Source organism: Veillonella agrestimuris (assembly GCF_943193065.1).
GTDB classification, from domain to species: Bacteria; Bacillota; Negativicutes; order Veillonellales; family Veillonellaceae; genus Veillonella; species Veillonella agrestimuris.
In genome coordinates, this window is record NZ_CALPCS010000007.1 from 1 (window position 1) to 25,437 (window position 25,437).

At 39.7% G+C, this 25,437-nt stretch carries 22 protein-coding genes; 5 read left to right on the plus strand and 17 right to left on the minus strand.

What is annotated here, in order from left to right:
- Positions 1-125 precede the first annotated feature (125 nt).
- The 4 genes from potE to NFR29_RS04375 all read right to left on the minus strand — a co-directional run bounded on the left by potE (position 126) and on the right by NFR29_RS04375 (position 5,609).
- Positions 126-1,457 (minus strand): putrescine-ornithine antiporter, encoded by a 1,332-nt coding sequence (gene potE, locus NFR29_RS04360; RefSeq protein ID WP_251423809.1) that lies wholly within the window; start codon positions 1,455-1,457, stop codon positions 126-128.
- A 487-nt stretch (positions 1,458-1,944) separates the two neighbouring features.
- Positions 1,945-3,372 carry an argininosuccinate lyase gene (argH, locus tag NFR29_RS04365; protein WP_251423812.1) on the minus strand — a complete coding sequence of 476 codons (1,428 nt, stop codon included), beginning with the start codon at positions 3,370-3,372 and terminating at the stop codon, positions 1,945-1,947.
- Complete coding sequence (locus NFR29_RS04370; RefSeq protein WP_251423814.1) at positions 3,372-4,583, minus strand: argininosuccinate synthase; 1,212 nt, start codon at positions 4,581-4,583, stop codon at positions 3,372-3,374. Before NFR29_RS04370 ends, argH begins: the two co-directional genes overlap by 1 nt.
- Before the next feature lie 219 nt (positions 4,584-4,802).
- Entirely contained in the window at positions 4,803-5,609 is an 807-nt protein-coding gene (locus NFR29_RS04375) for a transglycosylase domain-containing protein (protein WP_338146903.1), read from the minus strand.
- 196 nt (positions 5,610-5,805) lie between these two features.
- Here NFR29_RS04375 and NFR29_RS04380 point away from each other — a divergent pair, with 196 nt between their 5' ends.
- Complete coding sequence (locus NFR29_RS04380) at positions 5,806-6,084, plus strand: metal-sensing transcriptional repressor (RefSeq protein WP_251423820.1); 279 nt, start codon at positions 5,806-5,808, stop codon at positions 6,082-6,084.
- Between the two features lie 158 nt (positions 6,085-6,242).
- On the opposite strand, the gene NFR29_RS04385 is transcribed toward NFR29_RS04380, so the two are convergent.
- Both NFR29_RS04385 and ptsP read right to left on the minus strand, forming a co-directional pair.
- Positions 6,243-6,503 (minus strand): HPr family phosphocarrier protein, encoded by a 261-nt coding sequence (locus NFR29_RS04385; protein ID WP_251423822.1) that lies wholly within the window; start codon positions 6,501-6,503, stop codon positions 6,243-6,245.
- Between the two features lie 144 nt (positions 6,504-6,647).
- Positions 6,648-8,375 carry a phosphoenolpyruvate--protein phosphotransferase gene (ptsP, locus tag NFR29_RS04390; protein WP_251423825.1) on the minus strand — a complete coding sequence of 576 codons (1,728 nt, stop codon included), beginning with the start codon at positions 8,373-8,375 and terminating at the stop codon, positions 6,648-6,650.
- Between the two features lie 210 nt (positions 8,376-8,585).
- On the opposite strand from ptsP, the gene dapF reads away from it, so the two are divergent.
- The 4 genes from dapF to NFR29_RS04410 all read left to right on the plus strand — a co-directional run bounded on the left by dapF (position 8,586) and on the right by NFR29_RS04410 (position 13,901).
- Complete coding sequence (dapF, locus tag NFR29_RS04395; RefSeq protein WP_251423828.1) at positions 8,586-9,419, plus strand: diaminopimelate epimerase; 834 nt, start codon at positions 8,586-8,588, stop codon at positions 9,417-9,419.
- A gap of 59 nt (positions 9,420-9,478) precedes the next feature.
- A complete protein-coding gene (locus tag NFR29_RS04400; RefSeq protein WP_251423831.1) occupies positions 9,479-10,867 on the plus strand; it encodes a Na+/H+ antiporter NhaC family protein in 1,389 nt (462 codons plus the stop codon).
- Complete coding sequence (gene pfkB, locus NFR29_RS04405; protein ID WP_251423833.1) at positions 10,864-11,772, plus strand: 1-phosphofructokinase; 909 nt, start codon at positions 10,864-10,866, stop codon at positions 11,770-11,772. Before NFR29_RS04400 ends, pfkB begins: the two co-directional genes overlap by 4 nt.
- 125 nt (positions 11,773-11,897) lie before the next feature.
- Complete coding sequence (locus NFR29_RS04410) at positions 11,898-13,901, plus strand: PTS fructose transporter subunit IIABC (protein ID WP_251423836.1); 2,004 nt, start codon at positions 11,898-11,900, stop codon at positions 13,899-13,901.
- 187 nt (positions 13,902-14,088) lie between these two features.
- On the opposite strand, the gene NFR29_RS04415 is transcribed toward NFR29_RS04410, so the two are convergent.
- The 11 genes from NFR29_RS04415 to NFR29_RS04465 form a co-directional block, all read right to left on the minus strand.
- Complete coding sequence (locus NFR29_RS04415; RefSeq protein WP_277612503.1) at positions 14,089-16,248, minus strand: ATP-dependent Clp protease ATP-binding subunit; 2,160 nt, start codon at positions 16,246-16,248, stop codon at positions 14,089-14,091.
- Positions 16,249-16,509: 261 nt separating this feature from the next.
- A complete protein-coding gene (gene cysK / locus NFR29_RS04420) occupies positions 16,510-17,445 on the minus strand; it encodes a cysteine synthase A (protein WP_251423838.1) in 936 nt (311 codons plus the stop codon).
- A 39-nt stretch (positions 17,446-17,484) separates the two neighbouring features.
- A complete protein-coding gene (locus NFR29_RS04425; RefSeq protein ID WP_251423841.1) occupies positions 17,485-17,934 on the minus strand; it encodes an RrF2 family transcriptional regulator in 450 nt (149 codons plus the stop codon).
- Between the two features lie 253 nt (positions 17,935-18,187).
- Complete coding sequence (gene ahpC, locus NFR29_RS04430) at positions 18,188-18,751, minus strand: alkyl hydroperoxide reductase subunit C (RefSeq protein ID WP_251423843.1); 564 nt, start codon at positions 18,749-18,751, stop codon at positions 18,188-18,190.
- Positions 18,752-18,973: 222 nt separating this feature from the next.
- Positions 18,974-20,584 carry a CTP synthase gene (locus NFR29_RS04435; RefSeq protein ID WP_251423846.1) on the minus strand — a complete coding sequence of 537 codons (1,611 nt, stop codon included), beginning with the start codon at positions 20,582-20,584 and terminating at the stop codon, positions 18,974-18,976.
- A 15-nt stretch (positions 20,585-20,599) separates the two neighbouring features.
- Positions 20,600-22,333: an arginine--tRNA ligase gene (gene argS / locus NFR29_RS04440; RefSeq protein ID WP_251423849.1), complete on the minus strand. Its 1,734-nt coding sequence runs from the start codon at positions 22,331-22,333 to the stop codon at positions 20,600-20,602.
- On the minus strand, positions 22,299-22,757 hold the full coding sequence (locus tag NFR29_RS04445) for a YwiB family protein (protein ID WP_251423852.1): 459 nt from the start codon (positions 22,755-22,757) through the stop codon (positions 22,299-22,301). The genes argS and NFR29_RS04445 overlap by 35 nt, the downstream gene beginning before the upstream one ends.
- Positions 22,758-22,833: 76 nt before the next feature.
- Positions 22,834-23,127: a GIY-YIG nuclease family protein gene (locus tag NFR29_RS04450; RefSeq protein ID WP_251423855.1), complete on the minus strand. Its 294-nt coding sequence runs from the start codon at positions 23,125-23,127 to the stop codon at positions 22,834-22,836.
- 22 nt (positions 23,128-23,149) lie between these two features.
- The gene (locus tag NFR29_RS04455) at positions 23,150-23,794 is read right to left on the minus strand and encodes a peptidylprolyl isomerase (RefSeq protein WP_277612504.1); all 645 of its coding nucleotides are present in this window, start codon (positions 23,792-23,794) and stop codon (positions 23,150-23,152) included.
- 180 nt (positions 23,795-23,974) lie between these two features.
- On the minus strand, positions 23,975-24,688 hold the full coding sequence (locus tag NFR29_RS04460) for a hypothetical protein (protein WP_251423858.1): 714 nt from the start codon (positions 24,686-24,688) through the stop codon (positions 23,975-23,977).
- Positions 24,689-24,717: 29 nt separating this feature from the next.
- Entirely contained in the window at positions 24,718-25,350 is a 633-nt protein-coding gene (locus NFR29_RS04465) for a hypothetical protein (RefSeq protein WP_251423861.1), read from the minus strand.
- Between the last annotated feature and the right edge of the window lie 87 nt (positions 25,351-25,437).

Genomic DNA, 25,437 nt, shown 5'->3' on the forward strand with positions numbered 1-25,437 from the left:
ATGCTTATTTTTTTTGCAAAAAAATAATGTTGGTTGTGCCACCTTGATGGTGACACCCCAACATTTATTATAGAACCCAAAAAAGCAGGAACCGAAGTTCCTGCTTAAGGACGAGTTATATCCGATTAATCCATGCTTTGTTGTAAATTATGTGCTCTACGAGCAGTCACCAACTTACGAACCATGTAGATGATCAAACCGATAGATACAGCTACGGCACTGCCTTCCATTGCTTCTACCCCACATGCGTAGATTGCATAAATGCAGTAAATCACGCCTAATGCTGCTACAATGTTAAAGTTTTTAATACGAGATTTTGCTAAACCAGATTGACGCATCATAGTCGGTACTGCCAAGATGCACAATACATAAGGCACTACATTTGTAACAACGGCTAAGTTCACTAATGTTTCAAATTGTTGACGTAATGAATCATCAGCTGTGAATAATGTCAACACTGTTTCGATAGCGAGCAAAATAAGTACGCCACGAACCGGTGCATCTTTGCTGTTTACACGAGCAAAGACTTTAGGGAAATAGCCTGCTTCTGCTGCACTTTTAAATACGCGGGACAAAGTGAATTGCCAGCATAATAAAGCGCCGCAACAAGAAATAACCATCGCTGCCATTACAATATTAGCCACTGTATCATTGAACATATACATGAAAGTTAAACCAAATGGCGCATTAGAGTTAAGTAAATCAACGTTAGGCACAATACCTGCCATTACGTTTGTGGACAAGATGTAAATCACCGCCACTGCTAATGTACCAGCTACTGTAGCAATTGGTACGTTTTTCTTTGGATTTTCCACGGCATCTGCATTAGCTGCAGCAGATTCAAAACCGAGAAAGCCCCATAATGTTAACGCTATAGATTGTTTAAAGGCATCGAAGAATGGTAAGTCATTCGGATTCCATGCCGCCATATACGTACTAGGGTTAAACCAGAACCATCCGATAGTTCCGATAGCAAGAACGGGAACGATAGATCCCCAAATAGTAATATTGCTGAGTTGACCAGTGAAGCGATTGCCTCTGAAGTTCAAAATAGCTGCAAACCACAAGAGCACGATTGTCACTTGACTAGTTTGCGTTGCATTAAGGTCAACACCAAAGAAAGCTGCACCATAGCCCACGGCAGATACCGCAATAGCTATATTAGCAATGATGAGAGATATGCTGTAAGCATAGCTCGCCATAAAATGTCCAGTTTTACCGAAACGGTGTTCTGCATAACCGCCCATGCCCCCTTTATTTTGGGAGAACATACCCGCTTGAGCAAAAATATACGCTAATAAAAGCGCACCCACAGCTGTCACGAGCCAAGATAAAACTGAAATAGTACCAACTTGAGCCAAATTAGTTGGTAACATAATGATCCCAGCTCCTAGCATATTGGCTGCTACCATTGTGGTTAGCTGGAAAACAGACATTTTTTTAGCGGTCGTTTTCATGTATCAATCCCCTTTCAACAGGTGAATTTTTTCTCGTCCATAATTCACTTAATTATCTAATAATACCGCTAAGTACAATCAGTTCCTGCTGTAATGGGCGGGAATGTGAAAGTACTGTTTTTATTTATATTGTGAATTAATAATAACACCCTCTAAGCTAAATGAAAAGTACTTTATTGGCGGACAAACTCTATTACACGAATTGAATAAAACCATAAAAAGTATATATAATTTAAGAATATTTTCAGCATTTTGACATTAAGGTTACTGTTTTCTCATTCTTAATTCTTTATAGAATGCAGAAAATCATGATCTATTCCGTTTATCGTGTACTACTAGAATACTTTAAAACATTCACAGTCTATTCTATGCGGACATTTTTCTGCAAATTATATATTTAAAACATGCAAAAAATCCGAGTAATCTCAGAGATCACTCGGATTAATCATATAATAGCCATTAAGATAACCATTAATCATGCAATCAATTATTCTTGTACTCGCTCCACAATGGCTTTCCAAGCGGCGATTTGTGCCTCTTCTTCAGCCACAATAGCGCGACCATTGTTACGTTGTCGTTCTACGCATTCATAAGCAGTGCCAGAGTAATTATTCCGCCCTGACACGCAGGCTTCGATAGTGATAGCATCTAAAATATCGGCATCGAAGTGTTCGGAAATAGCTTTAAAATCTTCTACTGTTAAATCTAGTAAAACGCAGCCTTTTTCAATACAGTGATGTACCGCATTGCCAACAACCTCATGGGCTTCACGGAAAGGTACACCCTTTTTAGCTAAGTAGTCAGCCATATCTGTAGCATTGGAGAAATCATCATCTAATACGGCTTTCATACGACTGCCATTTACTTTCATACCACGAATCATAGCAGCATTGATAGATAAAGCAAATTGCACTGTATCAATGGCATCAAAAATACCTTCTTTGTCTTCTTGCATATCTTTGTTGTACGTCAACGGCAAACCTTTTAACGTCGTCAACAATCCAAGCAAGTGTCCATAGGTGCGGCCTGTTTTGCCACGCACTAATTCGCACACATCAGGGTTTTTCTTTTGTGGCATAATGCTAGATCCTGTACAATGAGCATCGTCTAACTCGATAAAGCCAAATTCATTTGTGGACCACAAAATAAGCTCTTCGCTAAGGCGGCTAAGGTGCATCATCACCGTAGATGCAAAAGCTAAAAAATCGACTACGTAATCTCGGTCGGATACGGCATCCATACTATTTTCGTAAATACGAGAAAACGCCAGCAATTCTTGCGTATAGCTTTGATCGATACCATAGGTACTCCCCGCCAAAGCACCGGCCCCTAATGGCATAATATCGGCATGTTTAAACACTAAAAGAAGTCGATCAAAATCCCGTTCTAGCATAGAGAAATAAGCCATCATATGATGACCAAAAAGCACTGGCTGCGCCCGTTGCAAATGGGTATAACCAGGCATAATAACATCACTGTATTTTTCAGCCGTTTCGATGAGGGCTTTTTGCATATCTACGATGAGTTCGCCCATTTGAATAACAGCTTTTCGTACATACATATGCAAATCTACCGCACATTGATCATTACGGCTACGACCAGTATGTAAACGACCGCCTGCTTCACCAATATCATCGGTTAAACGCTTTTCAATATTCATGTGAATATCTTCAAGGGCTACAGAAAAAGGAAATTCTCCTGCATCGATTTGTCCTTTAATTTTCGTCAATCCTGCGACAATAGCGTCGCAGTCTTCTTGCGAGATAATATGTTGTTTTGCTAGCATTTTAGCATGTGCTTTACTACCTGCAATATCTTCGGCGTACATCCGCGCATCAAAAGCGATAGAAGACGTAAAGTCCTCTACCGCTTTATCTGTGCCTTTTGTGAAACGCCCGCCCCACAATTTAGCCATTATAAACCTGCCTTTTCTTTCATTAATGCATTAATTTTTAACGGTAAACCAAAGAGATTGATAAATCCTTCCGCATCAGATTGATCGTATACGTCATCTTCTTCGAAGGTTACAAAATCTTCACTGTATAAGGAATATGGAGATGTACTACCGGCAGAGATAATATTACCTTTGTACAATTTCAATTTTACTTCCCCTGTTACAGTTTGTTGTGTACTATCTACAAAAGCTTGTAATGCATACATTAATGGAGCAAACCACATGCCATCGTATACAAGCTCAGCGTATTTATTAGCAATTAGTTCTTTATAATGGTATGTAGCTCTATCAAGACAAAGGTATTCCAATTCTCTATGAGCATACATAATAATAGAACCACCTGGGTTTTCATAAACACCACGAGATTTCATGCCTACCAATCGGTTTTCTACGATATCTACAACGCCTACACCGTATTTAGCACCAATGGTATTGAGCATTTCTAACAATTCCAACGGTGTTCCTTCTTTGCCATCTACAGCTACTGGAACGCCTTCTTTGAAAGCAATCGTTACGTAGCCTGCTTCATCAGGTGCTTGCTCAGGTGTTTTTGTAACAAGATATACATCATCTTTTGGCGCATTAGCAGGATTTTCTAAATCTCCACCTTCATGAGATAAGTGCCATACGTTTTGGTCCATAGAATATGGATGTTTTTTAGTCGCCACTACAGGAATATTGTGTTTCGCTGCGTACTCCATGCAGTCTGTACGGGATTTCAACTCCCATTCGCGCCAAGGAGCGATGATTTTCATATTTGGCGCCAATGCTTTAATAGCCAACTCAAAACGGACTTGGTCATTCCCTTTACCTGTAGCGCCGTGAGCAATAGCCGTAGCACCTTCTTGTTTAGCAATATCAACAAGGATTTTACCAATCAACGGTCTCGCAAAAGATGTACCAAGTAAATATTTACCTTCATAAATAGCGCCAGCTTTCACAGTGGGCCAAATATAATCTTTTACAAATTCTTCTTTTGCATCTACAATATATGCTTTAGACGCGCCAGAAGCGATTGCTTTTTTCTCTACTGCATCGTAATCCTCAGGTTGACCTAAATCTACACAAACGGCGATGACTTCAGCACCGTAGTTTTCTTTTAACCAAGGAATGATAACAGATGTATCTAACCCACCAGAATAAGCTAACACAACTTTATTTGCTGCACTCATAATTACACCTCACACAACTTATATCGAGTCAAAGAACAACTCACTGTTATTATTATACTACTAAGAAGCAAGTATATTTTCTATCTCTATAGAATACATGAATTAGTATATCATTGTATATTTATAAAATCAATACTTATTTTTATGCAAGTCGTGAAAATTTATGCATCTGAATTTCATCAACTTCTCAACTACTGCCAAGTACTTCTGTAACCATCACTATTCCTCTCGCAATCCCAAGTCTTGTTCATAAGCATAGTCCGCTTCCGCTTGGGTAATCATGTCTTGAGCAACCATTTCTTGAAGCACTAATTTTTGACGTTTTTTCACTGCCTCATAATTAACATGAGGATCTAAATAGGTGGGAGCATTCGGCAAAGCTGCCAACATAGCAGACTGTGCCAACGTTAAACGCCCTGGACTCGTCCCAAAATATCCTTCAGCCGCTTCTCTCAGACCATAATAATTATGCCCATAGTAAACCGTGTTTAAATACATGGTAATGATTTCGTCTTTGTCGTAGTAATATTCCATTTCAATAGCTAATATAGCTTCTTCTATTTTACGGCTCATAATCCGTTTCGACGATAAGAATAGATTTTTCACCAATTGTTGTGTAATGGTGCTGCCTCCTTCTAATGTTTCGCCTGCCACTGTATTAACGTAGAAAGCACGAATCACACCGAGCACATCAATAGCACCATGACGATAATACCGCTTGTCTTCAATAGCAACAAGAGCTCGTTTTGCATTTTCTGGAATAGAGTCAGATTTCACCCATTTTTCTGGTGGCACGCGTCTCTCCAAAGCCTCCGAAACATGTTCTTTAAATGTAAAGACTCGGTAAATTCGATCACCACGGCTCAAGGTATCTTCATTTTGTTCAATGCTTTGCTCTATCGATGTATGAGCACCACTTACACGATTTGTACCTTGATAACTGTTATACCAGTCGTACATATATAAGGCTGCTAAAATAATCATAAAACTTATTATTAATCGTTTTACATAGCGAAGAATTATCATATATTATACCCGAATTATATATTTCCCCTTGTAATGCAATCTATATTGATTGTATTGTACCACAGATTCTTCATAAACTATATAACATTACTCATTCTAGCTAAATCACAGTCCATCTATATCTATGTATTGTATTCCAACTATATAATGACGTATAATGAAACAGATGATAAAACATGCCCAGTGGGAGGATATTATGAAACAATGTATGGATTCAGACAATTTACATCGTCGATTGCGTAAAATTTTAGGCCAAGTTCAAGCTATCGATCGCATGGTTGATGAAGACATCCCATGCGAAGACATACTAAGCCAAATTAACGCAGCTAAATCGGCGTTGCACAGAGTCGGTCAAATCGTACTAGAAGGTCATATTAACCACTGCGTACGAGACGGTATTGCTCATGGCGATGTAGACAAAACGATTAGCGATTTTACTACAGCAGTAGAACGGTTTGCTAATATGGGCAAATAAATTACCATATTAATGCCGAATACTCAACTCATGTTAATAGCCTAATAACCTAAAAACTAAGAGAATCTGACATCACCAAAAATCCCCCTTACAGACAGCATTTAACTGTCTGTAAGGGGGATTTTTATGCTATCAATATTACTTCTTCTTTAAATCTACTAGTCGTGATTTGTTGTTAAGAATTCACTCAATGCTGCTACTGCTTCGTCTTCATCACCGCCATCTGCAGTCAATACTACGGATGTACCTTTTGTAGCGCCTAATGTTAAGACTGTCAAAATAGATTTTGCGTCTGCTGTTTTACCATTCGCTGCAATTGTTACTTTAGATGCGAACTTAGCTGCTAATTGTGTGAAAGCCGTCGCTGGACGAGCATGTAAACCAGATTCATTTGTAATTTCTACTGTTACTTCTTTCATGTTCTACCTCTTTTTCTTCCATATATGGTGTAATTCACTATATGTATTGTATCAAGTTATATCATTTGAGTTCAAGATATAAATTCCCTAATCCCTGCCTATAGGTATCGATTCTATATGACTAGTAAAAGCATGATAAAGAACCTAGACTAATCCTTTTTCTTCCAATACCGATTTAGCATACGCCGTAATCTCTTCTGCTGTATCTAATGTTAATACATGAGCCGCCACAGCTTCGCATTCTTCTTTTGATACAGAGCGAAGGATATTTTTAATAAGCGGTATGGATGAAGCCGTCATAGAAAACTCATCGAGCCCTAAACCTAAGAGAATCATCGTTGCCATTGGATCTCCTGCGAGTTCACCACACATACCAGTAAACTTACCTTGCTCGTGGCTTGCATCGATAACACCTTTAATAAGGCGCAATACGCCAGGATGTAGTGGTTGGTATAAATGACCAATAGCTTCATTCATGCGATCTACAGCTAATGTATATTGACAAAGGTCATTCGTACCAATGCTGAAGAAATCTACATACTTAGCTAAAGTCGGAGCAATCACTGCCGCCGCTGGTACTTCAATCATAATACCAACTTTGATGTTTTCATCAAAAGCAATGCCTTCACTACGAAGCTCATTCTTACACGTATCCAACATAGCATTAGCGGCTTTCACTTCCTCTACAGAAGCAATCATAGGGTACATAATATGAATATCCCCAAAAGCACTAGCCCGCAACAAAGCACGCAGTTGAACTTTGAAGATGTCAGGACGATTTAAAGAAATTCGGATTGCTCGATAACCGAGGAACGGATTCATTTCTTCTGACAAGTCTAAGCATTTTAATTCTTTATCCCCACCGATATCCATAGTACGGATAATGACAGGTTGTCCTTGTAGCTTTTCCGCAACTGCTTTATATTCTTCAAATTGTACATCTTCTGCAGGAAGGTCATCATTTTCCATATAGAGGAACTCTGTCCGATATAGACCGATACCTCGAGCCCCCATAGTAACCGCGTTATCCGCATCTTTTGCTTTACCAATATTGCCAAACAAATCTACGCGGTGACCATCTGTAGTAACGGCGTCTAAATTAGCAGAGTCTTTTAATCGTTTCAATTCTTCTTGGAAAGCCTCCGCTTGCGCACTATAGTCTGTCCATTCTTCATCGCTAGGGTTCATCAAAGCTACCCCGTCGGTACCAAGAACGACAGCGCGAGCACCGTCAACGAAGCTTTCAATATCACCAACGCCCATAACGGCAGGAATTTCTAAAGTGCGAGCCATAATGGCAGCATGTGATGTAGGTCCTCCAGCAGCAGTAATAATACCTTTCACTACGTTTTTATCGAGAGATGCCGTATCAGACGGAGTCAAATCAGGAGCTACCAAAATAACCTCTCCCGAAATATGAGATAATCCGCGTGGGTTCATGCCGAGCATATTCCGCATCAAACGGTCTCCAATATCTTTAATATCTGCGCCTCGTTCTCGCATGTACGGATCATCCATGCTAAGGAATATACCTGCAAAAGTATCTATCGTTTGAGCCGTCGCTGATACTACATTAGTACCAGTAGATTCAATAAGCGATTTAATGCCATCCGATAATGATGGGTCTTGTGCAATTTGCATATGCGCTTCAAAAATAGCCGCCTCTTCTGGCCCCATATCGATTAATGCTTTTTGACGAATCGTATCTAATTGTTTTAACGTCGCCGCCATAGCAGTAGCAAACTTTCCAATTTCGTTTTCTACTTCGCTATCTGCTACTGTATTGTCAGGTATGATAATTTCTTCTTGTATATATTTGTACACATTGCCTACTGCAACGCCACGAGATCCAGAAATACCCTCAATTCGCATCTACATTCCTCTTTCTATACTGATAAATTACTGTATTTTTTATTGTAACATTTCTAGGTAAAACAATAAAGATATATAAACCGCTACAGAGCCTTTATCTTGTGATATAATGCTATATAATATAGAATATTAAAATAATACTAAATTATATATTAAAGAGTAAAAATAAAACTATAAAAAACATAAAATTGATTATATGAAGGAGACATCATGAAACTAACAAAAATGCATGGTTTAGGCAATGATTTTATTCTCTTTAGCGACCCACAAGGAGCTTCTAAAGATTACACAGAATTAGCGATTCGCCTCTGCGATCGCCGCACTGGTATCGGTGCCGATGGCCTCTGTGTAGTAGTGCCTTCCAATGTAGCCGACGTACGCATGCGCATCATCAACTCCGACGGTTCAGAAGCTGAAATGTGCGGTAATGGTATTCGTTGCTTTGCCAAATACGCTTACGAACACGGGGAAATCAATACAGAATCTTTCACTATCGAAACATTGGCGGGCATTATGAAACCGACTTTAACCGTAGAAAACGGTAAAGTCACACTCGTTACAGTAGACATGGGAAAACCATTCTTCAAAAGTTCAGATATCCCTATGAATGTAACGATGGATAAAGTCATCGACGTAGACCTCGATGTGGCAGGCGAAACTGTAACGGTAAGCTCTGTCTTATTAGGCGTTCCTCATACAGAAATTTTTGTTGATAATATCGAAACAGTGCCCCTCACAACACAAGGCCCTATATTGGAAAAACACGAAGCCTTCCCGCGCAATACAAACGTAAACTACGTAGAAGTAGTGAATGATCATCATATTAAAGTGCGTACTTGGGAACGCGGCGCTGGTGCTACACTAGCATGCGGTACAGGCTCTTGTGCATCTGCTGTAATGGCCTTTGAAAAAGGTTTAACAGGTAGAGAAGTAGATGTAGAGCTTTATCTCGGCACATTACATATTAGCTATTTAGAAGATGGCACAGTCCTCATGACAGGCCCTGCAGAAGAAGTATTTGAAACGAACCTTCCTATTAAATAGTTTAAAAGAAATTATTATCTAATACATCATCCATTAACGACTATGAAAGGTCTTCAACTATGAAATGGATACAACGATTATTACAAGCCTGGTTATTATACCGACAAGGACGAGCTGTATTACCTACCAACACAGGACTTTTGCTAGCCCTCATCCTGTCTATAGCAGTCATCCTCATATCCTTATGGATTGGCCTATCCATAGGCCTCGCCTTAGTCGCCGTATGGGGCATATTTACATACGCCCTCTACCGTCAAGGCTTTGCTATTAAGGACTTATTACGCATGTCTTGGGAGCGAGGGAAAACATCAGTAGTTGTCATACGAATTCTCCTCCTCATCGGTTGGCTTACGGCGATGTGGCAAGCATCGGGAACAACTCCTATGATTCTTGCTACGTCCATGGAGTTATTACATCCCCAATATTTTATTATTAGCGCCTTTCTACTCACTTCTATGGTGAGTTTGCTCATTGGTACCTCTTTTGGTACAGTGGCGACCATCGGCGTAGTACTCATAACCATTGCAAAAGCTGGCGGTATTCCACTGGGTATGGCAGCTGGTGCCATCATGGCAGGCGCATATGTAGGCGACCGTAACTCTCCCATTTCATCAAGTGCCGCCTTAGTAGCCAGTTTAACGCACACTACAGTAAACAGCAATGTGCTTCGCATGTTAAAAGACAGCATTCCAGCTTTAGCTGTAAGTGCTGTTATATATCTTTTATTATCTACCTTTTATCCTTTAAGTTATGAAAGCAGTTACTTACCCGATACAATTCACTTCTTGTTCCATCTCCATTGGTCCTTATGGATTCCAGTAGCTCTCATTATTGCTTTATTGCCTACTAGATTATCCATTCATTGGCCTATCGCCATGAGCGCTGTAGCGGCTGCTATATTAGCAATGATTCATCAACATTACAGTATTAACCAGATTGCACAGTTTTCTCTATTTGGCTTTCAGCTGCCTCATTTTAATCCTCTTGCAGAAATTATTAAAGGTGGTGGCCTTCTATCGATGGCTATGCCTATATTAGTCATTTTTATGGCTTGCTCTATTGCAGGCATGTTAGATAATACTGGAGTTTGGACTGATCTGCGACGCCTCTTAACTAATTTACGAGGACGATCTCAATTGTATGGTGCCAATGTTATATTAGCATTTATCACCGGAGCACTTGGCTGTAGCCAAGCAATTTCCGTTATTATGACTCATTCCATTATGCGCACCACTTATGCAAAAGAAGGGATTAAAGATGAAGATGTAATGCTTGATTTTGAAAACAGTGGCATTTTAATTTCCCCATTATTACCTTGGAATATTGCTGCCTTCGTGCCTATCGTTATGATGGACGTATCATCAACAGGTTATATTCCATTTGCTTTCTTCCTTTACGTAGCACCGCTGATGTATTGGTATCGACTTAAACGCAAGGAGAGTTTATGATTTACACAATAACCTTTAATCCTGCATTGGATTATATCGTCCGTTTAGACCACTTAGATACGGGCACAATTAACCGTACCAAAGAAGAATATATCCTAGGTGGCGGCAAAGGTATTAACGTATCTATCGTACTTAATAATTTAGGAATGCCCACAACTGCATTAGGCTTTATTGCCGGCTTTACAGGAAATGAAATCGTCCGACAGCTCAATGAATTTGGTGTTTCTGAAAATTTCATTCGCCTCAAAGAAGGTCTTACTCGCATCAATGTGAAAGTAAAAGCCTCTACAGAAGAAACAGAAATCAACGGTCGCGGTCCTATCGTTTCAGACGAAGAACTACAAGCTTTATATGATCAATTGGATAGATTAACAGCAGATGACATCCTCATCCTGGCAGGTAGTATTCCATCTAGCTTGCCAAGCGATATGTATGAGTGTATCATGCAACGTCTCGCAAACAAACATATTCCTATCGTAGTAGATGCTACGAAAGATTTATTGACCCGCGTGTTATCTTATAAACCGTTCCTCATCAAGCCTAACAATCACGAATTGAGCGAATTATTTGGCAAAACCTTAACCTGCTCTGAAGATCTCATTCAAGCCGCTAAGGAATTACAACAACAAGGTGCCCGTCACGTCCTCATTTCTATGGCTGGTGATGGTGCTATTCTAGTAGCCGAAGATGGCACGATTTATACTAGTCCAGCACCTAAAGGAGAATTAATTAATTCCGTAGGTGCCGGAGATTCTATGGTAGCTGGATTTATGACAGGTTATCTTAAAACAAAGGATTTACAAGAAGCCCTATACTGGGGCATTGCTACTGGTTCCGCATCGGCTTATTCAGAAAATTTAGCCACATTACCAGAAGTAGAGGCTCTATTAGAGGAAATTAAATAAAAATTCTAAATAAATGTCTATAATTAAATAAAATCGCTATTACTAAAGATTAAATAAAAGCGCCATCAAAAGATTATATAACAAGTTTTATCTATTTCTAAATATGTGCAGTAAGGAGTACACATATGCAAATCAGAGATTTATTAAAAAGTCAGTCTATTTTACTCAACGCAACACCAAAAGATAAAGCAGATGCTATTCATATCTTAGGGGACCTCATGGAGGCTAGTGGCAATTTATCTAACAAAGACGAATATATTAAAGCCGTATTCGCTCGTGAAGAATCTGGCTCTACGGGCCTTGGCGAAGGCATTGCTACACCTCATGCTAAATCAAGTGGTGTCAAAGAAGCAGGCCTTGCCGCTATGGTCGTACCTAATGGGGTCGAGTTTGAAGCCCTCGATGGCCAACCATCTCGCCTTTTCTTCATGATTGCCGCCCCAGAAGGAGCCGCTGATACACATGTAGAAGTGCTCAGTCAATTAGCAATGATGATTATTGATACAGACTTCAAAGAAGCCCTCATTGCCGCGAAAGATGTAGATACCTTCTTAGCCTTAATCGACGCAAAAGAAAATGGTACTTTTGATCCGTCCGTAGAGGGATATATTGTAAACTCTACAAATAACAATAGTTCCACTTCTACTAGCAATACTACTGATAACAGCACCTCTACAGACGATACTAGTGCTGTAGCAGAGACTAGTACAGTAGCCACTAACACGTCTACAATTACTGTAGACCACCCGTATTACGATGTATTAGCTGTTACTGGCTGCCCTACGGGTATTGCTCATACTTATATGGCTGCAGAATCATTAGAACGAAAAGCAAAAGAATTAGGCATTTCTTTGAAAGTCGAAAAAAATGGTGCTTCTGGTGTGAAAGATGCCCTCACAACAGAAGAAATCGCTCATGCTAAAGCAATTATCGTCGCTTCCGATCGACAAGTAGAGATGGCACGCTTTAACGGCAAGCCAATGATTCAAACAAAAGTAGCTAATGGCATCAACAAAGCAGAAGAATTATTAACGCAAGCGATGTCTGGCACAGCGCCAATCTACACAGCTAGTGCCGAAGAAGAAACAGCTACTAGAGCAGATGCAACAGATAGTTTCGGCCGTCAAATCTACAAGCACTTAATGAACGGCGTATCCCATATGTTACCATTCGTTATTGGTGGCGGTATTTTGATTGCACTCGCTTTCTTATTCGATACATTCGATCCTGCAAATCCATCTAACTTTGGTTCTGGCACAGCGCTGTCTGCTTTCTTAATGCAAATTGGGGGCGCTTCCTTCGGATTTATGTTACCTGTATTGGCTGGCTATATTGCTATGAGTATTGCTGATCGCCCTGGCCTTGCAGCTGGTTTCGTAGGCGGTTTATTGGCTAACCAAGGGGGTTCTGGCTTCTTAGGTGCTTTAATTGCTGGTTTCGCAGCTGGTTACCTAGTATTACTTGTGAAGAAGCTGGTTTCTGGCTTACCTGAGTCATTAGAAGGTACTAAACCAGTCCTCTTCTATCCAGTTCTCGGTGTATTATTCATCGGCATCGCCATTACATTCATCATCAACCCACCTGTATCTGCCTTAAACGAATGGCTCATGACATCCTTACAAACGATGGGCACAACAAGCCGCGTATTATTAGGCCTTATTTTCGGCGCCATGATGTCTGTTGACATGGGCGGCCCTGTGAACAAAGCAGCCTATGTTATCGGCACAGGTGCTCTTGCTACTGGTGAATATGGTATTATGGCAGCCGTTATGGCTGGCGGCATGGTGCCACCTTTGGCAATCGCCCTTTGTACTACATTCTTCCCTAGCCGTTTCACAGAAGCAGAACGCAAATCTGGCGTAACTAACTATATTATGGGATTGTCCTTTATTACAGAAGGCGCTATCCCATTTGCTGCAGCTGATCCAATTCGCGTATTACCAGCTTGTATTATCGGTGCTGGTACAGCCGGTGCATTGTCCATGTTCTTTGAATGCACATTGCGTGCACCACATGGCGGTATCTTCGTAGTACCAACTATCGGTAATCCACTATTATACCTCGCATCTATTGCAATTGGTGCCATCTTGGCATGCCTCATTTTAGCAGTGGCAAAAAAGAAAGTATAATCAATAATTAAATACTCCTAAGTATGTAGAAACCACCTTTAACCACGGAGACCTAGATAAAGGCCACTAATAAAGAAAGGACCATAATAGAATGTAAGCCTACATTCTATTATGGTCCTTTTTATTATATTCTACTATTGTTTTAACATATGCTTATATATGAGTTGTTATTCCTTTTACAACTAGATTATTTATCAGTTGCATCTGTTTCTGTTTCTTTATCAGTATCAGCTACTGCATCTGCACGATCTATAGTTTCTTTAATAACAATATGCCCATCTTCTACATCTGCTACTAATTGTTTCACATCAAGGTGATCTAAATAGAAGTCTGTTACATTATCACGAATTTCTGTTTCCATAACGCGACGCAACGGACGAGCACCCATGTCTTTGTCGTAACCTTGTTCCATTAATAATTCTTTCGCTGCTTCTGTAACATCTAATGTAATACCTTTTTTCGCCAATGTAACGTTTACTTGATTGATCATTAAGTCTACGATTTGTTTTAAATCGTCTTTAGTTAAATGATTAAACTCAATAACCCCATTAAATCGGTTCAAGAATTCTGGGCGGAAATATGGTGCAATGCGTTTCATAATATCAGCTTCGCTATCATCATCGCTACTAGAGCCATAACCAAAACCTGCATTCGATGTGGCGATAATGACTGTATTTTTAAAGTTTACCGTATTTCCTTGGCCGTCTGTTAAATGACCGTCATCCAAAACTTGGAGCAACAAAGTAATGACTTGTGGGTCTGCTTTTTCGATTTCATCGAATAAAACAATAGAATACGGATTGCGACGAACACGCTCTGTCAAGGTATTGGAGTTATCATCATACCCTATATACCCTGCAGTAGCGCCAATCAATTTAGATACCGCTGTACGATCACTGTATTCAGACATATCTAAACGAATGATAGCATCTTTTGTACCAAACATATCGAAGGCCAATTGTTTTGCCAATTCAGTTTTACCCACCCCAGTAGGTCCTACAAATAGGAAACTACCAATTGGGCGATTGCCTTCATCAAAGCCTGCCCGATTACGACGAATGGCTCTCGATACAGCTTCTACTGCTTTATCTTGACCAATCACATGTGCCTCTAAGCGTTCTTTCATGCCTTTTAATCGTTCAATATCAGATGCTCCCATTTGAGATACAGGAATACCTGTCATCCGTTCTACCGACTCTGCTACATCATTAACAGAAGCGACAACTTTTTGGTTTTCCGTATGGTTATCGATTTCTTCTTGTAATTTCTGAATGCGCATTTTTTCGTTAATAGCAGATTCGTAATCTTCTTTGCGAGCATATTCTTCTTGTTTCTCTTTTGCCGCTGTCATTTCTGCTTCTAACGTTTTAATATCAGTCACTGGATGTTGTGATGCCAAGTGAGCGGCTGTTACATCGATTAAATCAATGGCTTTATCTGGTAAGCTCCGTTGCGGAATATATTGTACAGAATAATCAACAGCCGCTTTCAATACGCTATCTGGCAATTCAATATTGTGATGAGCCTCATATAATGGACGAAGACCTTGTAAAATTTTGAAAGTATCTTCTGGGGATGGCGCATTGACTTTGACTTCATTAAAACGACGCGCTAAAGCAGCATTTTTCATAATTGTATTGCGATATTCATCTTGTGTAGTAGCACCGATGACAGTTAATTCACCACGAGACAATGCAGGTTTCAAAATATCTGCCAACCCTTTAGAGCCTTGACCATCACCAGTAGACCCAGCACCTAAGATTTGATGAATTTCATCAAAGAACAATATAATATTACCGGCTGCTTTGACTTCTTTAATTAGGTTTTGAATATTTTCTTCAAAAGAACCTCGATATTGAGTGCCTGCTTCTAAACCAGAAATATCAATAGAAATAATTTCTTTATTTTTAATAGCCGCTGGCACATCGCCATTGACAATAGCTTGTGCTAAGCCTTCTACAACAGCTGTTTTACCAACACCGGCATCACCGACTAAAACTGGATTGTTTTTCGTACGACGCGCTAAAATCTCTGCCGTCTCTTGGATTTCTTTATTTCTACCAATAACAGGATCTAATTTCCCATTACGAGCTTGTTCTGTTAAGTTTGTACCTAATTTTGCTAAAATGCCATCTTGTTTCATAGCACCTTGTTTGTGACCTTGTAAATCTTCACCATTAGGCAATTGACCAGTTTGACGGTAGTAGGCAAATTCTTCTGGTGTTACTTCACGACCATTAATTTTATACAATCGTCGTTCTGTAGAATAACCACCCATATTACCCATTAAGTGATTAAATAAATCATTCATACTTGCAAATTCATTACCAAAGTTATTATTTTTCATATATATTACCTCTCTTTTGACCTTTTGACTTTAATTTATGTATTTATCATACAACCATAAGGTCAAAAAGTCAAATATTTTTTTAGTCTTTTTTTGACTTTTTATTTTAGCAAGACTTAAACTCTAAGAAAAATCAATAAATATCTGTATTTTTAAAAGACAAAGAAAAAAGACCTATAGCCAAAACTATAGGTCTTTCATCACTCATATCATGACAAGTCATCTAATAAATCGATCGAGACATTCCATTTATAATGTAGTCTATGCTTCTGGGAATAAGGCAGTAGATAAGTAACGTTCACCTGTATCCGGTAAGATTACGACAATATTTTTACCTTTATTTTCAGGGCGTTTTGCTAATTCTGCAGCAGCCCAAAGAGCTGCACCAGCAGAAATACCTACTAATACACCTTCTGTACGACCAAATTGTTGAGATGTTTTGAACGCATCATCATTAGTAACTTGGATAATTTCATCGTACACATCTGTATTCAATGTATCTGGCACAAAGCCAGCACCGATACCTTGAATTTTATGCGGCCCTGGTTTGCCCTTAGACAATACAGGAGAATCAGCTGGCTCTACAGCCACCACTTTTACATCTGGATTTTGTTCTTTTAAATATGTACCTGTACCAGTCAATGTACCACCAGTACCTACTCCAGATACTAAAATATCTACTGTACCATCAGTGTCTTGCCAGATTTCTGGGCCTGTTGTTTTATAATGAATCGCTGGGTTCGCTTGATTTACAAATTGTCCCGCTTCAATAGCTCCAGCTGTAGCCGTCACGATTTCTTTCGCTTTCGCAATAGCCCCTTTCATTCCTAATGCACCATCAGTTAACACTAATTGAGCACCGTAGCCGAGCATCAATTTACGACGTTCAATAGACATCGTTTCAGGCATTACGATAACAACCTTATAGCCTAATGCAGCACCTACGGCAGATAAACCAATACCAGTGTTGCCAGAGGTAGCTTCTACAATAGTACCTCCTGGTTGTAATTGACCAGATTCAACAGCTGCTTGAATGATAGCTGCAGCGATACGGTCTTTTACAGAACCGCCAGGATTAAAGTATTCTAATTTAGCTAAAATATTAGCCTCTGCACCTTGACTTTCACCAAAGCGAGTAGCTGCCAACAAAGGTGTTTTACCGATTAATTCAATAAAAGATTTTGCGATGTTAGACATAATGTTCACTCCTTCTGTTATCACTAGACACAGTGTCTATTAGATTGATCCATCCCAATTATCGTATTTAGCATCTAATTTTGCATAAGTACCGTCAATGACATCTTGTAAAGAAACGCCACCTAAGTAATCATGAATGTAGTTTTGCAAACCCGCCCAAAAGCCAACGGTCCGCTCATTAATGACGGCATCTGTAGAAACACCTTCATCAAGGGTAGAAATAATAGCCATCGATTCTTCTGTGGCCAGCAAAATTTCAATAATACTATAGTCTTTTGGATCTTTTGCTAAACGATAGCCGCCGTATTTACCGCGAATACTATCTACTAATTTAGCTGCTACTAAGCGAGCTACAATACCTTCTAAATATTTTTCTGATATATGTTGTCGTTCTGCCACGGATCGTAGGGATACAGGTTTCTCTTTGCCTTGTTCAGCCAAATCTATGAGAACCATCAATGCATATCTCCCTTTTGTGGAAATTCTCATGTGTCCCTCCTTTTATAACCTTGTACGACGATAGGAATTAATTACATTATAAAATATGCCTTACGAAAATGCAAGTTTAAATGCATACAAAAAGACCAGCCTCGCGGCTGGCCTTTTTGCGTATAGTTTGTAGTTTGTTATATGAGGTTTACTCCGGTGAATTGGAGAGGGTTTCACCGTGTAATGGGACTTACCAGTGTCGTCGGGTACGACCTGTGCCCGTTTATGTCATTTGAGGAGGTGTTGTAGGTAATTAAATTTTACCTACCATATCTAAAGTCGGTTTCATCGCATCTTTACCTGGTTTCCAACGTGCTGGACATACTTGGTCACCATGTTTAGCAACAAATTGTGCTGCTTGTACTTTGCGAACTAACTCTTCTGCGGAACGGCCAATCCCCATATCATGGATTTCTGCAGTTCGTACGATACCTTCCGGATCGACTACGAACGTGCCTCGATAGGCCATAGCAGATTCTGGATCGAATACATCAAAGAAATCAGACAATTCATGTTTTTTATCAGCTAACATGAAGTACTCGATTTTATTGATGCTAGGAGATGCATCAGACCATGCTTTGTGAACGAATTCGGAGTCAGTCGATACGGAATATACTTCTACACCTAATTCTTTCAATTCTGCATAAGAGTCTTGTACATCTTCTAATTCTGTTGGGCACACAAATGTGAAATCTGCTGGATAAAATACAAAGACAGACCATTTACCCAATACATCTGCAGTACTAACCTTAACTAGGTCAGGTTTTCTAAAAGCGTCTAATGTAAACTCAGGAAGTTTTTGACCAATAATAGACATTATGTCCTCCTTGTCTCAACTTATATACTATCGTATTACTAATGTTGATGTACTTACATCGCTTTCTATATTCATCTTTGTCTATATATTATCACGAATCATTCTGAATTGCAAGCATTATTTTTAAATTTCTCGATATATTTTTCCGAAAATTTTCGATAAGTTAATTCAACTAAGAAAAAGGAGTCCCTTAGGGACTCCTTTTTAGTCTTGCTTATGTGTTTATGCTTTTAAATCTAATACAGCGCCTACAAAGCCACGGAATAATGGGTGCGCATTGTTTGGGCGAGATTTAAGTTCTGGATGGGCTTGTGTACCTACAAAGAATGGATGATCTTTGATTTCAATAGATTCTACAAGACGACCATCTGGAGATGTACCAGAAATAACGAGACCTGCATCTGTCAATTGTTGACGGTATTCATTATTGAATTCGTAACGGTGACGGTGACGTTCGTAAATAAGGTCTTCCCCATAAGCTTCATGGGTTTTAGTACCTGCCTCCACTTTACATGGATAGATACCTAAGCGCATAGTACCGCCTTTTTTATCTACATCTACTTGATCTAACATTAAATCGATGACTTTATAACGTGCATTTTCATCGAATTCGCTAGATGTAGCGCCTTCTAACCCGCATACATTGCGGGCAAATTCCATAACAGCAGATTGCATACCTAAACACAAGCCAAGGTAAGGAATATTGTTTTCACGAGCGTATTGAATAGTACGGATTTTACCTTCTACTCCACGACTACCAAAGCCGCCTGGTACAACGATACCTTCTACGCCAGCAAATACCTCTGCGGGGTTAACAGATATATCATCTAATTCTTCAGAATCAATCCAGCGAATATTCACTTTTGTACCTCGTTCAATACCGGCATGCCCCAATGCTTCTACAACAGATAAGTAAGCATCGTGCAATGCTACGTATTTACCAACGATAGCTACTGTAATTTCTTGTGTAGGATTTAAGATTTTATTAACCATCTCTTTCCACGCTTCCATATTGCATGGACGGTTTTCTAATTCCAATTTGCGAATCACAATGTCATCAAGACCTTGCTCTTGCATCATCAATGGCACTTCATAGATAGAGTCGCAAGTTTGATTTTCAATAACCGCATCTGGTTCTACGTCACAGAATAAGGCTAATTTTTCTTTCATTTCATCGGAAATATGTTTTTCACTGCGACATACGAGGATATCTGGCTGAATACCGATACTACGCAATTCTTTTACGCTATGTTGGGTCGGTTTCGTTTTCAATTCCCCTGCAGCATTAATATATGGCACCAATGTTACGTGAATGTAAAGTACGTCGTTGCGACCTACTTCTTTTTTCACTTGGCGGATAGCTTCCATAAAAGGCAAGCTTTCAATATCACCAACGGTACCGCCGATTTCAGTAATGACTACATCTGCGTTATCCTCTTTACCTACGCGATATACATTTTCTTTGATTTCATTCGTAATGTGAGGAATAACTTGAACAGTACTCCCTAAGTAATCACCTTTACGTTCTTTATTAATAACAGACCAATACACTTTACCTGCTGTAATATTAGAACGTTTGCTCAAATTAATGTCGATGAAGCGCTCATAGTGACCTAAATCGAGGTCTGTTTCAGCACCATCGTCGGTTACGAATACTTCCCCATGTTGATAAGGGCTCATCGTACCTGGGTCAATGTTAATATATGGGTCAAATTTTTGAATTGTTACATTAAAACCACGGTTTTTCAACAAACGGCCTAACGATGCTGCCGTAATCCCTTTACCAAGAGAAGAAACAACGCCACCTGTTACAAAAATATACTTAGTTGCCATGATGCCTCCCATCTATTACATTTTTTCCGGAGCGGAAATACCTAAAATACCAAGCCCTTGACGAAGGACAAGAGCGATAGCGCTAACTAAACCCAATCGAGCTTGCTGCAATGCTGGTTCTACGCCCATAATTCGACCTTGACGGTAGAAAGAATGGAACATACCTGCTAAATCATAGAGGTAACGAGCAATGCGATGCGGCGCTCTATGTTCTGCAGCTTGCAATACTTCTTCAGGATATTCAGCTAACTTCTTAATCAATTCTAATTCCATTTCACTAGTGAGTGTAGTGAAATCAGCATTGCTAACATCACCAATATCAATGTTCGCTTCTCGCACTTGATTGTAAATGCTATGAATGCGGGCATGTGCATATTGAATATAATACACAGGGTTTTCATTACTTCGTGATTTAGCTAAGTTAATATCAAAATCGAGTTGACTATCAAGAGAACGCATTAAGAAGAAGTAACGAGATGCATCAACACCTACTTCTTCGATGAGTTCATCTAATGTTAATGTGTCACCACTTCGTTTCGATAGTTTAACGAGTTCCCCATCGCGGAACAAGGCTACCATTTGTAGCAACAAAATCGACAATTTATCTGGATCAAAGCCGAAAGCCGCCATAGCTGCTTTCACACGACATACATAACCGTGGTGATCAGCCCCCCAAATATCGATCATTTCTTTAAAGCCTCGTTCATATTTATTCCGATGATACGCAATATCAGCGGCTAAATAAGTAGGAACGCCGTTATCACGAATGACAACACGGTCTTTATCATCACCGTAATCTGTGGATTTCAACCACAATGCACCGTCTTGTTCATAAACAGCACCAAGGTTTTTCAACTCATCTACGGCATATTTAATTTCGTCTGTTTCGTGTACAGTCCGTTCGGAGAACCAATTGTCAAAAGTTACGCGGAAATTGCGCAAGGTTTCTTCTAAGCGAGCTAACTTTTCTTTCAAACCAGCTTCTTTAAAGAGAGCGATACGCTCCACTTCTGGCATAGCCAGTAACGTATCATTGCCGACTTCTGCAACGATGGCCTTCGCCGTTTCAATAATGTCTACACCGCGGTACCCATTTTCAGGGAACACTAAGGCCCCTTCTGGCACCTCAAATTCAGGCATCGTCCCATCATCATTGCGTTTCGGTGGGAATACTAATGGCGTCCCTTGCAATTCTTGAAAACGATACTCAATAGACAACGCCATATTATCGATTTGATTGCCTGCATCATTAATATAATATTCCGATTGTACATTAAAACCTGCAGCGCGCAACAAATTCACTAACGCACTGCCGTAAGCAGCACCGCGACCGTGACCTACGTGAAGAGGACCGGTTGGATTAGCACTCACATATTCCACTTGGATCGTATCTTGTGGACGAAGTTCGGCTTTGCCATAAGCATCGCCAGCTTGTAGTATGGCTTTCAACGTGTCATAAACCATATCAGATTTCAAGAAGAAATTGATAAAACCTGCTCCGGCTACTTCTGCCCGTTCTAACCAATCGAAATTCATGTGATTCACCAAAGCATCTGCAATAGCGCGAGGATTTTGACGTGCTACGCGAGCAGACTGCATAGCAATATTTGTTGAAAAATCGCCGAATTCTTTTTGCGGTGGCACTTCGAGAACGATGTCAGGATATTCCCCAGCAGGCAATGCGCCGCTATTAATCGTTTCTTGTAATGCTTGTTCAATCCCCGCTTTCAGGATTTCCTTCATGTCCATCTTCTGCATCCTCCTGCACATGTATATCTAACTGATTATAAAATTGCCAATCTCCTTCAATGGAGATGTCATAACCTAAATGAACGTGTCCAACGCCTTCTTGAACACCTACTGTCAATTCATGAGTTTTTACAACCATAAGGAATTCCCCAAACGGTGTTTCATAAACGGACTCACGCTCTTCACCACGAACATATTGGTGTCTCATATTAACAGTTCCTGTTCGTAGTAATACAATAGAGTCTTCTTGAATTTTGATGGTCGTTTTAACCCCTTCCATCCCTGTCACACTAGACTCTTCATAGCGTATATATTGGGTGCCGTTTTTTTCATGCCAAGTTCCTGGAGAGATTAATTCTACAACAGTATCCTTGCCATCAACATCTCGTTGCACACTTTTAACGGACACTAGAACCCGTTTCATACATCACCCTCCATGGTACGTAACAATATCACTATATTATATCATATAGCTACTTTATTTTGAATAAATCATTGCCTTATACGGACTCTACAGTTACAGGATTATTAGGCCCTTTAATGAGCTTTAATTTATTAGCTTTTGTAAGACCTTTGATGGCATGTTCCCGAGCTTGCGCCTCTTGTTTTTGATGAAAGCTTTCATAATATACCAACGTAACAGGGCGACGACCTCGCGTATATTTAGCGCCTCCTTTGACGACACCATTATGGGCATCTAGGCGGTGATCTAAATCGTTAGTCCACCCACAATACAAGGTTTCATCGGCGCATTTCAATATATATGTGTAATACACTGTTTCCTTTGTACTCATTGTGATCATCTAATAGGGACGATTATTTCGTAGCGTCATCTGTAATCGGCTCAATAGAAATAGAGTTGATAATTACTGGTTCAACCGGTTTATCTCGATTATCTGTTTTCACTTTACCAATTTTCTCTACTACGTCCATACCTTGTACAACGACACCGAAAATAGTATGTTTATTATCTAAATGTGGCGTAGGGCCAAGCGTAATGAAGAACTGAGAGCCCCCTGTATTTGGGCCGCGATTCGCCATCGCTACAATACCCATACGATTAAATGTTAAATCTTTGGCGAATTCATCAGGAATTTCATAACCTGGTCCACCTGCACCCGTACCACTAGGGTCGCCACCTTGAATCATGAAACCATCGATAACGCGATGAAATGTAACACCATCGTAATAGCCTTCTTTCGCTAAATGATCAAAGTTTTTTACTGTAATAGGCGTTTTGGAACCGTATAAACGAATTTTGATTTGACCATAATTCGTATGTAATACAGCATACTCATCAACAATAGGAGCATTTGTAAAATTAGGCATTTTCGTCGCCGTTGTTGATGTTGTGTTTTGTACCGTTGGAGGCACTTGCTCTGCCTTATTAAAACCAAGTGCACCTACACCTACTAACGCACAGCCAGCAATGACTAAACAAGTTATTTTTTTTATATTCATGGTACACCTCGTCATACAATTTTATATACAATAAGGCATGATAGATACTATGACCACCTTCACAAAGGCGAGTCATCTGTCATGTCCTAGTTCAATAAAGAAGAGCCGCTCAAACCATGAGCGGCTCTTTTTTATTATATCATATTTTGCAAGAATTTTTTATGCCCTTTGTCAGGTCCATTACATAAGAGTTTGGATGCTTTGAGAGCCTTTCGCTTTCACTCTCAATTTCACAAGATTACCTGCTTCGTCATAGACAGCGTCAATAGATGTATCATCAATAAAAGTAACGCGACCTGTGCCCTCTTGCGCTACTTCGTAATGCACCCCTTGATTCGGATCCCACCCCATCTTAGCTTTATCGAAATAACCACGATAGGACTCTTTAATAGCTGGGTTTGTTTCCCCTTCTTGTTTAAATTTATTAAGAACAGTGATTATCATATCCACATTTAAATTATCAATAGGATAGAAGGTTTGAGCAATTTGTTTTTTTCCATCCCCTATAACTTGTACTGGTTCACCATCGCCCCAAGTATCATTATTTAAATCATAACGATACCGTAACAATTCTGTCGTTCCTGGTTTCACAACATCTACTTCTAAGGACTTATTCCTACCCAAATAGTTTATAGTACCTGAAATTTGTACAGGTGCCGATTTAAGTTCACCTTTTTCTTTTAATTTACTAATAGCTTTAGTCCAAGTATCAGCTTTAGATAGTTTATCGGCTAACGCTATTTTAGCTTTCTCTTCTTGTTGCGCCACTTCTTGCACGGCTTGCTCAAGTTTTGCTTGTTTTTCTTCTGGCGTTTCACCACAACCAGCCACAACGAATAAAGTTGTAGCTAATAAACCAGATAATAATAGACGAGATAAGATTTGTTTTTTCATAACTTTCTCCTTCAACAACACACAACGCATTATTCACCCATATATTCTTTATGTAAAGCCGGGTAGGCAGCTTTGAAATCTGCGGCTCTATAAATTTTGCCAAATATTAAGGCGTCTGGATTACCTCGTTCATTAGGGTCATCTTCATTGACATAAACAACATCAGGGAATGCTTCATCTAAGCCGAATCTAAATGGATAATTCCCTTGTCTTTGAATATACACTTCCGAATGCGTCTTCATAGGACCAGTATATACATCGTTACCAATAGATGTCGTTACTTCTCCATAGCGGATATTTTTAACGGTCCCTTCACCGTATTGAACATACCAAATAGCATACACCGATTCCGTTGGATTCAAAATCGATTTCATATCATGGTCTGTCACCTGAAAGCGTCGCTCTTCCCCGCTCGGCGTCACCAACACATGTTCTCCTGGATCAAGATCAAGCGTTTCCATACTATGAGCAGCTAGAGTATAAGACTTACCATCTAAAGTAAATGTAATAGCCCCATCCGTAGGATTATCAGCGTATGTCGTTCCTTTGTAATAAAAGGACTCGAAGAGATATTTCACCTTGTCAAAACGGCCACAACCGGCTGTAACAACAACGGTTACCATTAGCATGGCAATAGCCGTCAATTTAAACCCTATTCTCATAGCGCCTCCCTATTTAACACACTATATAGCCTTACACACAGGCAATAGCTAGATTCTTCACCATTGTATTATTGTTATCATTATTAT

Coding starts and splice junctions, on each gene's coding strand:
- NFR29_RS04460 (WP_251423858.1), bottom strand. CDS start 24,688: ATGAAAAAACAAATCTTATCTCGTCTATTATTATCTGGTTTATTAGCT.
- NFR29_RS04370 (WP_251423814.1), bottom strand. CDS start 4,583: ATGAGTGCAGCAAATAAAGTTGTGTTAGCTTATTCTGGTGGGTTAGAT.
- NFR29_RS04410 (WP_251423836.1), top strand. CDS start 11,898: ATGCAAATCAGAGATTTATTAAAAAGTCAGTCTATTTTACTCAACGCA.
- ptsP (WP_251423825.1), bottom strand. CDS start 8,375: ATGCGAATTGAGGGTATTTCTGGATCTCGTGGCGTTGCAGTAGGCAAT.
- NFR29_RS04415 (WP_277612503.1), bottom strand. CDS start 16,248: ATGAAAAATAATAACTTTGGTAATGAATTTGCAAGTATGAATGATTTA.
- NFR29_RS04425 (WP_251423841.1), bottom strand. CDS start 17,934: ATGAGAATTTCCACAAAAGGGAGATATGCATTGATGGTTCTCATAGAT.
- pfkB (WP_251423833.1), top strand. CDS start 10,864: ATGATTTACACAATAACCTTTAATCCTGCATTGGATTATATCGTCCGT.
- ahpC (WP_251423843.1), bottom strand. CDS start 18,751: ATGTCTATTATTGGTCAAAAACTTCCTGAGTTTACATTAGACGCTTTT.
- dapF (WP_251423828.1), top strand. CDS start 8,586: ATGAAACTAACAAAAATGCATGGTTTAGGCAATGATTTTATTCTCTTT.
- NFR29_RS04445 (WP_251423852.1), bottom strand. CDS start 22,757: ATGAAACGGGTTCTAGTGTCCGTTAAAAGTGTGCAACGAGATGTTGAT.
- NFR29_RS04400 (WP_251423831.1), top strand. CDS start 9,479: ATGAAATGGATACAACGATTATTACAAGCCTGGTTATTATACCGACAA.
- NFR29_RS04435 (WP_251423846.1), bottom strand. CDS start 20,584: ATGGCAACTAAGTATATTTTTGTAACAGGTGGCGTTGTTTCTTCTCTT.
- NFR29_RS04455 (WP_277612504.1), bottom strand. CDS start 23,794: ATGAATATAAAAAAAATAACTTGTTTAGTCATTGCTGGCTGTGCGTTA.
- NFR29_RS04450 (WP_251423855.1), bottom strand. CDS start 23,127: ATGAGTACAAAGGAAACAGTGTATTACACATATATATTGAAATGCGCC.
- argH (WP_251423812.1), bottom strand. CDS start 3,372: ATGGCTAAATTGTGGGGCGGGCGTTTCACAAAAGGCACAGATAAAGCG.
- argS (WP_251423849.1), bottom strand. CDS start 22,333: ATGGACATGAAGGAAATCCTGAAAGCGGGGATTGAACAAGCATTACAA.
- NFR29_RS04375 (WP_338146903.1), bottom strand. CDS start 5,609: ATGATAATTCTTCGCTATGTAAAACGATTAATAATAAGTTTTATGATT.
- NFR29_RS04465 (WP_251423861.1), bottom strand. CDS start 25,350: ATGAGAATAGGGTTTAAATTGACGGCTATTGCCATGCTAATGGTAACC.
- potE (WP_251423809.1), bottom strand. CDS start 1,457: ATGAAAACGACCGCTAAAAAAATGTCTGTTTTCCAGCTAACCACAATG.
- NFR29_RS04385 (WP_251423822.1), bottom strand. CDS start 6,503: ATGAAAGAAGTAACAGTAGAAATTACAAATGAATCTGGTTTACATGCT.
- cysK (WP_251423838.1), bottom strand. CDS start 17,445: ATGTCTAACATCGCAAAATCTTTTATTGAATTAATCGGTAAAACACCT.
- NFR29_RS04380 (WP_251423820.1), top strand. CDS start 5,806: ATGAAACAATGTATGGATTCAGACAATTTACATCGTCGATTGCGTAAA.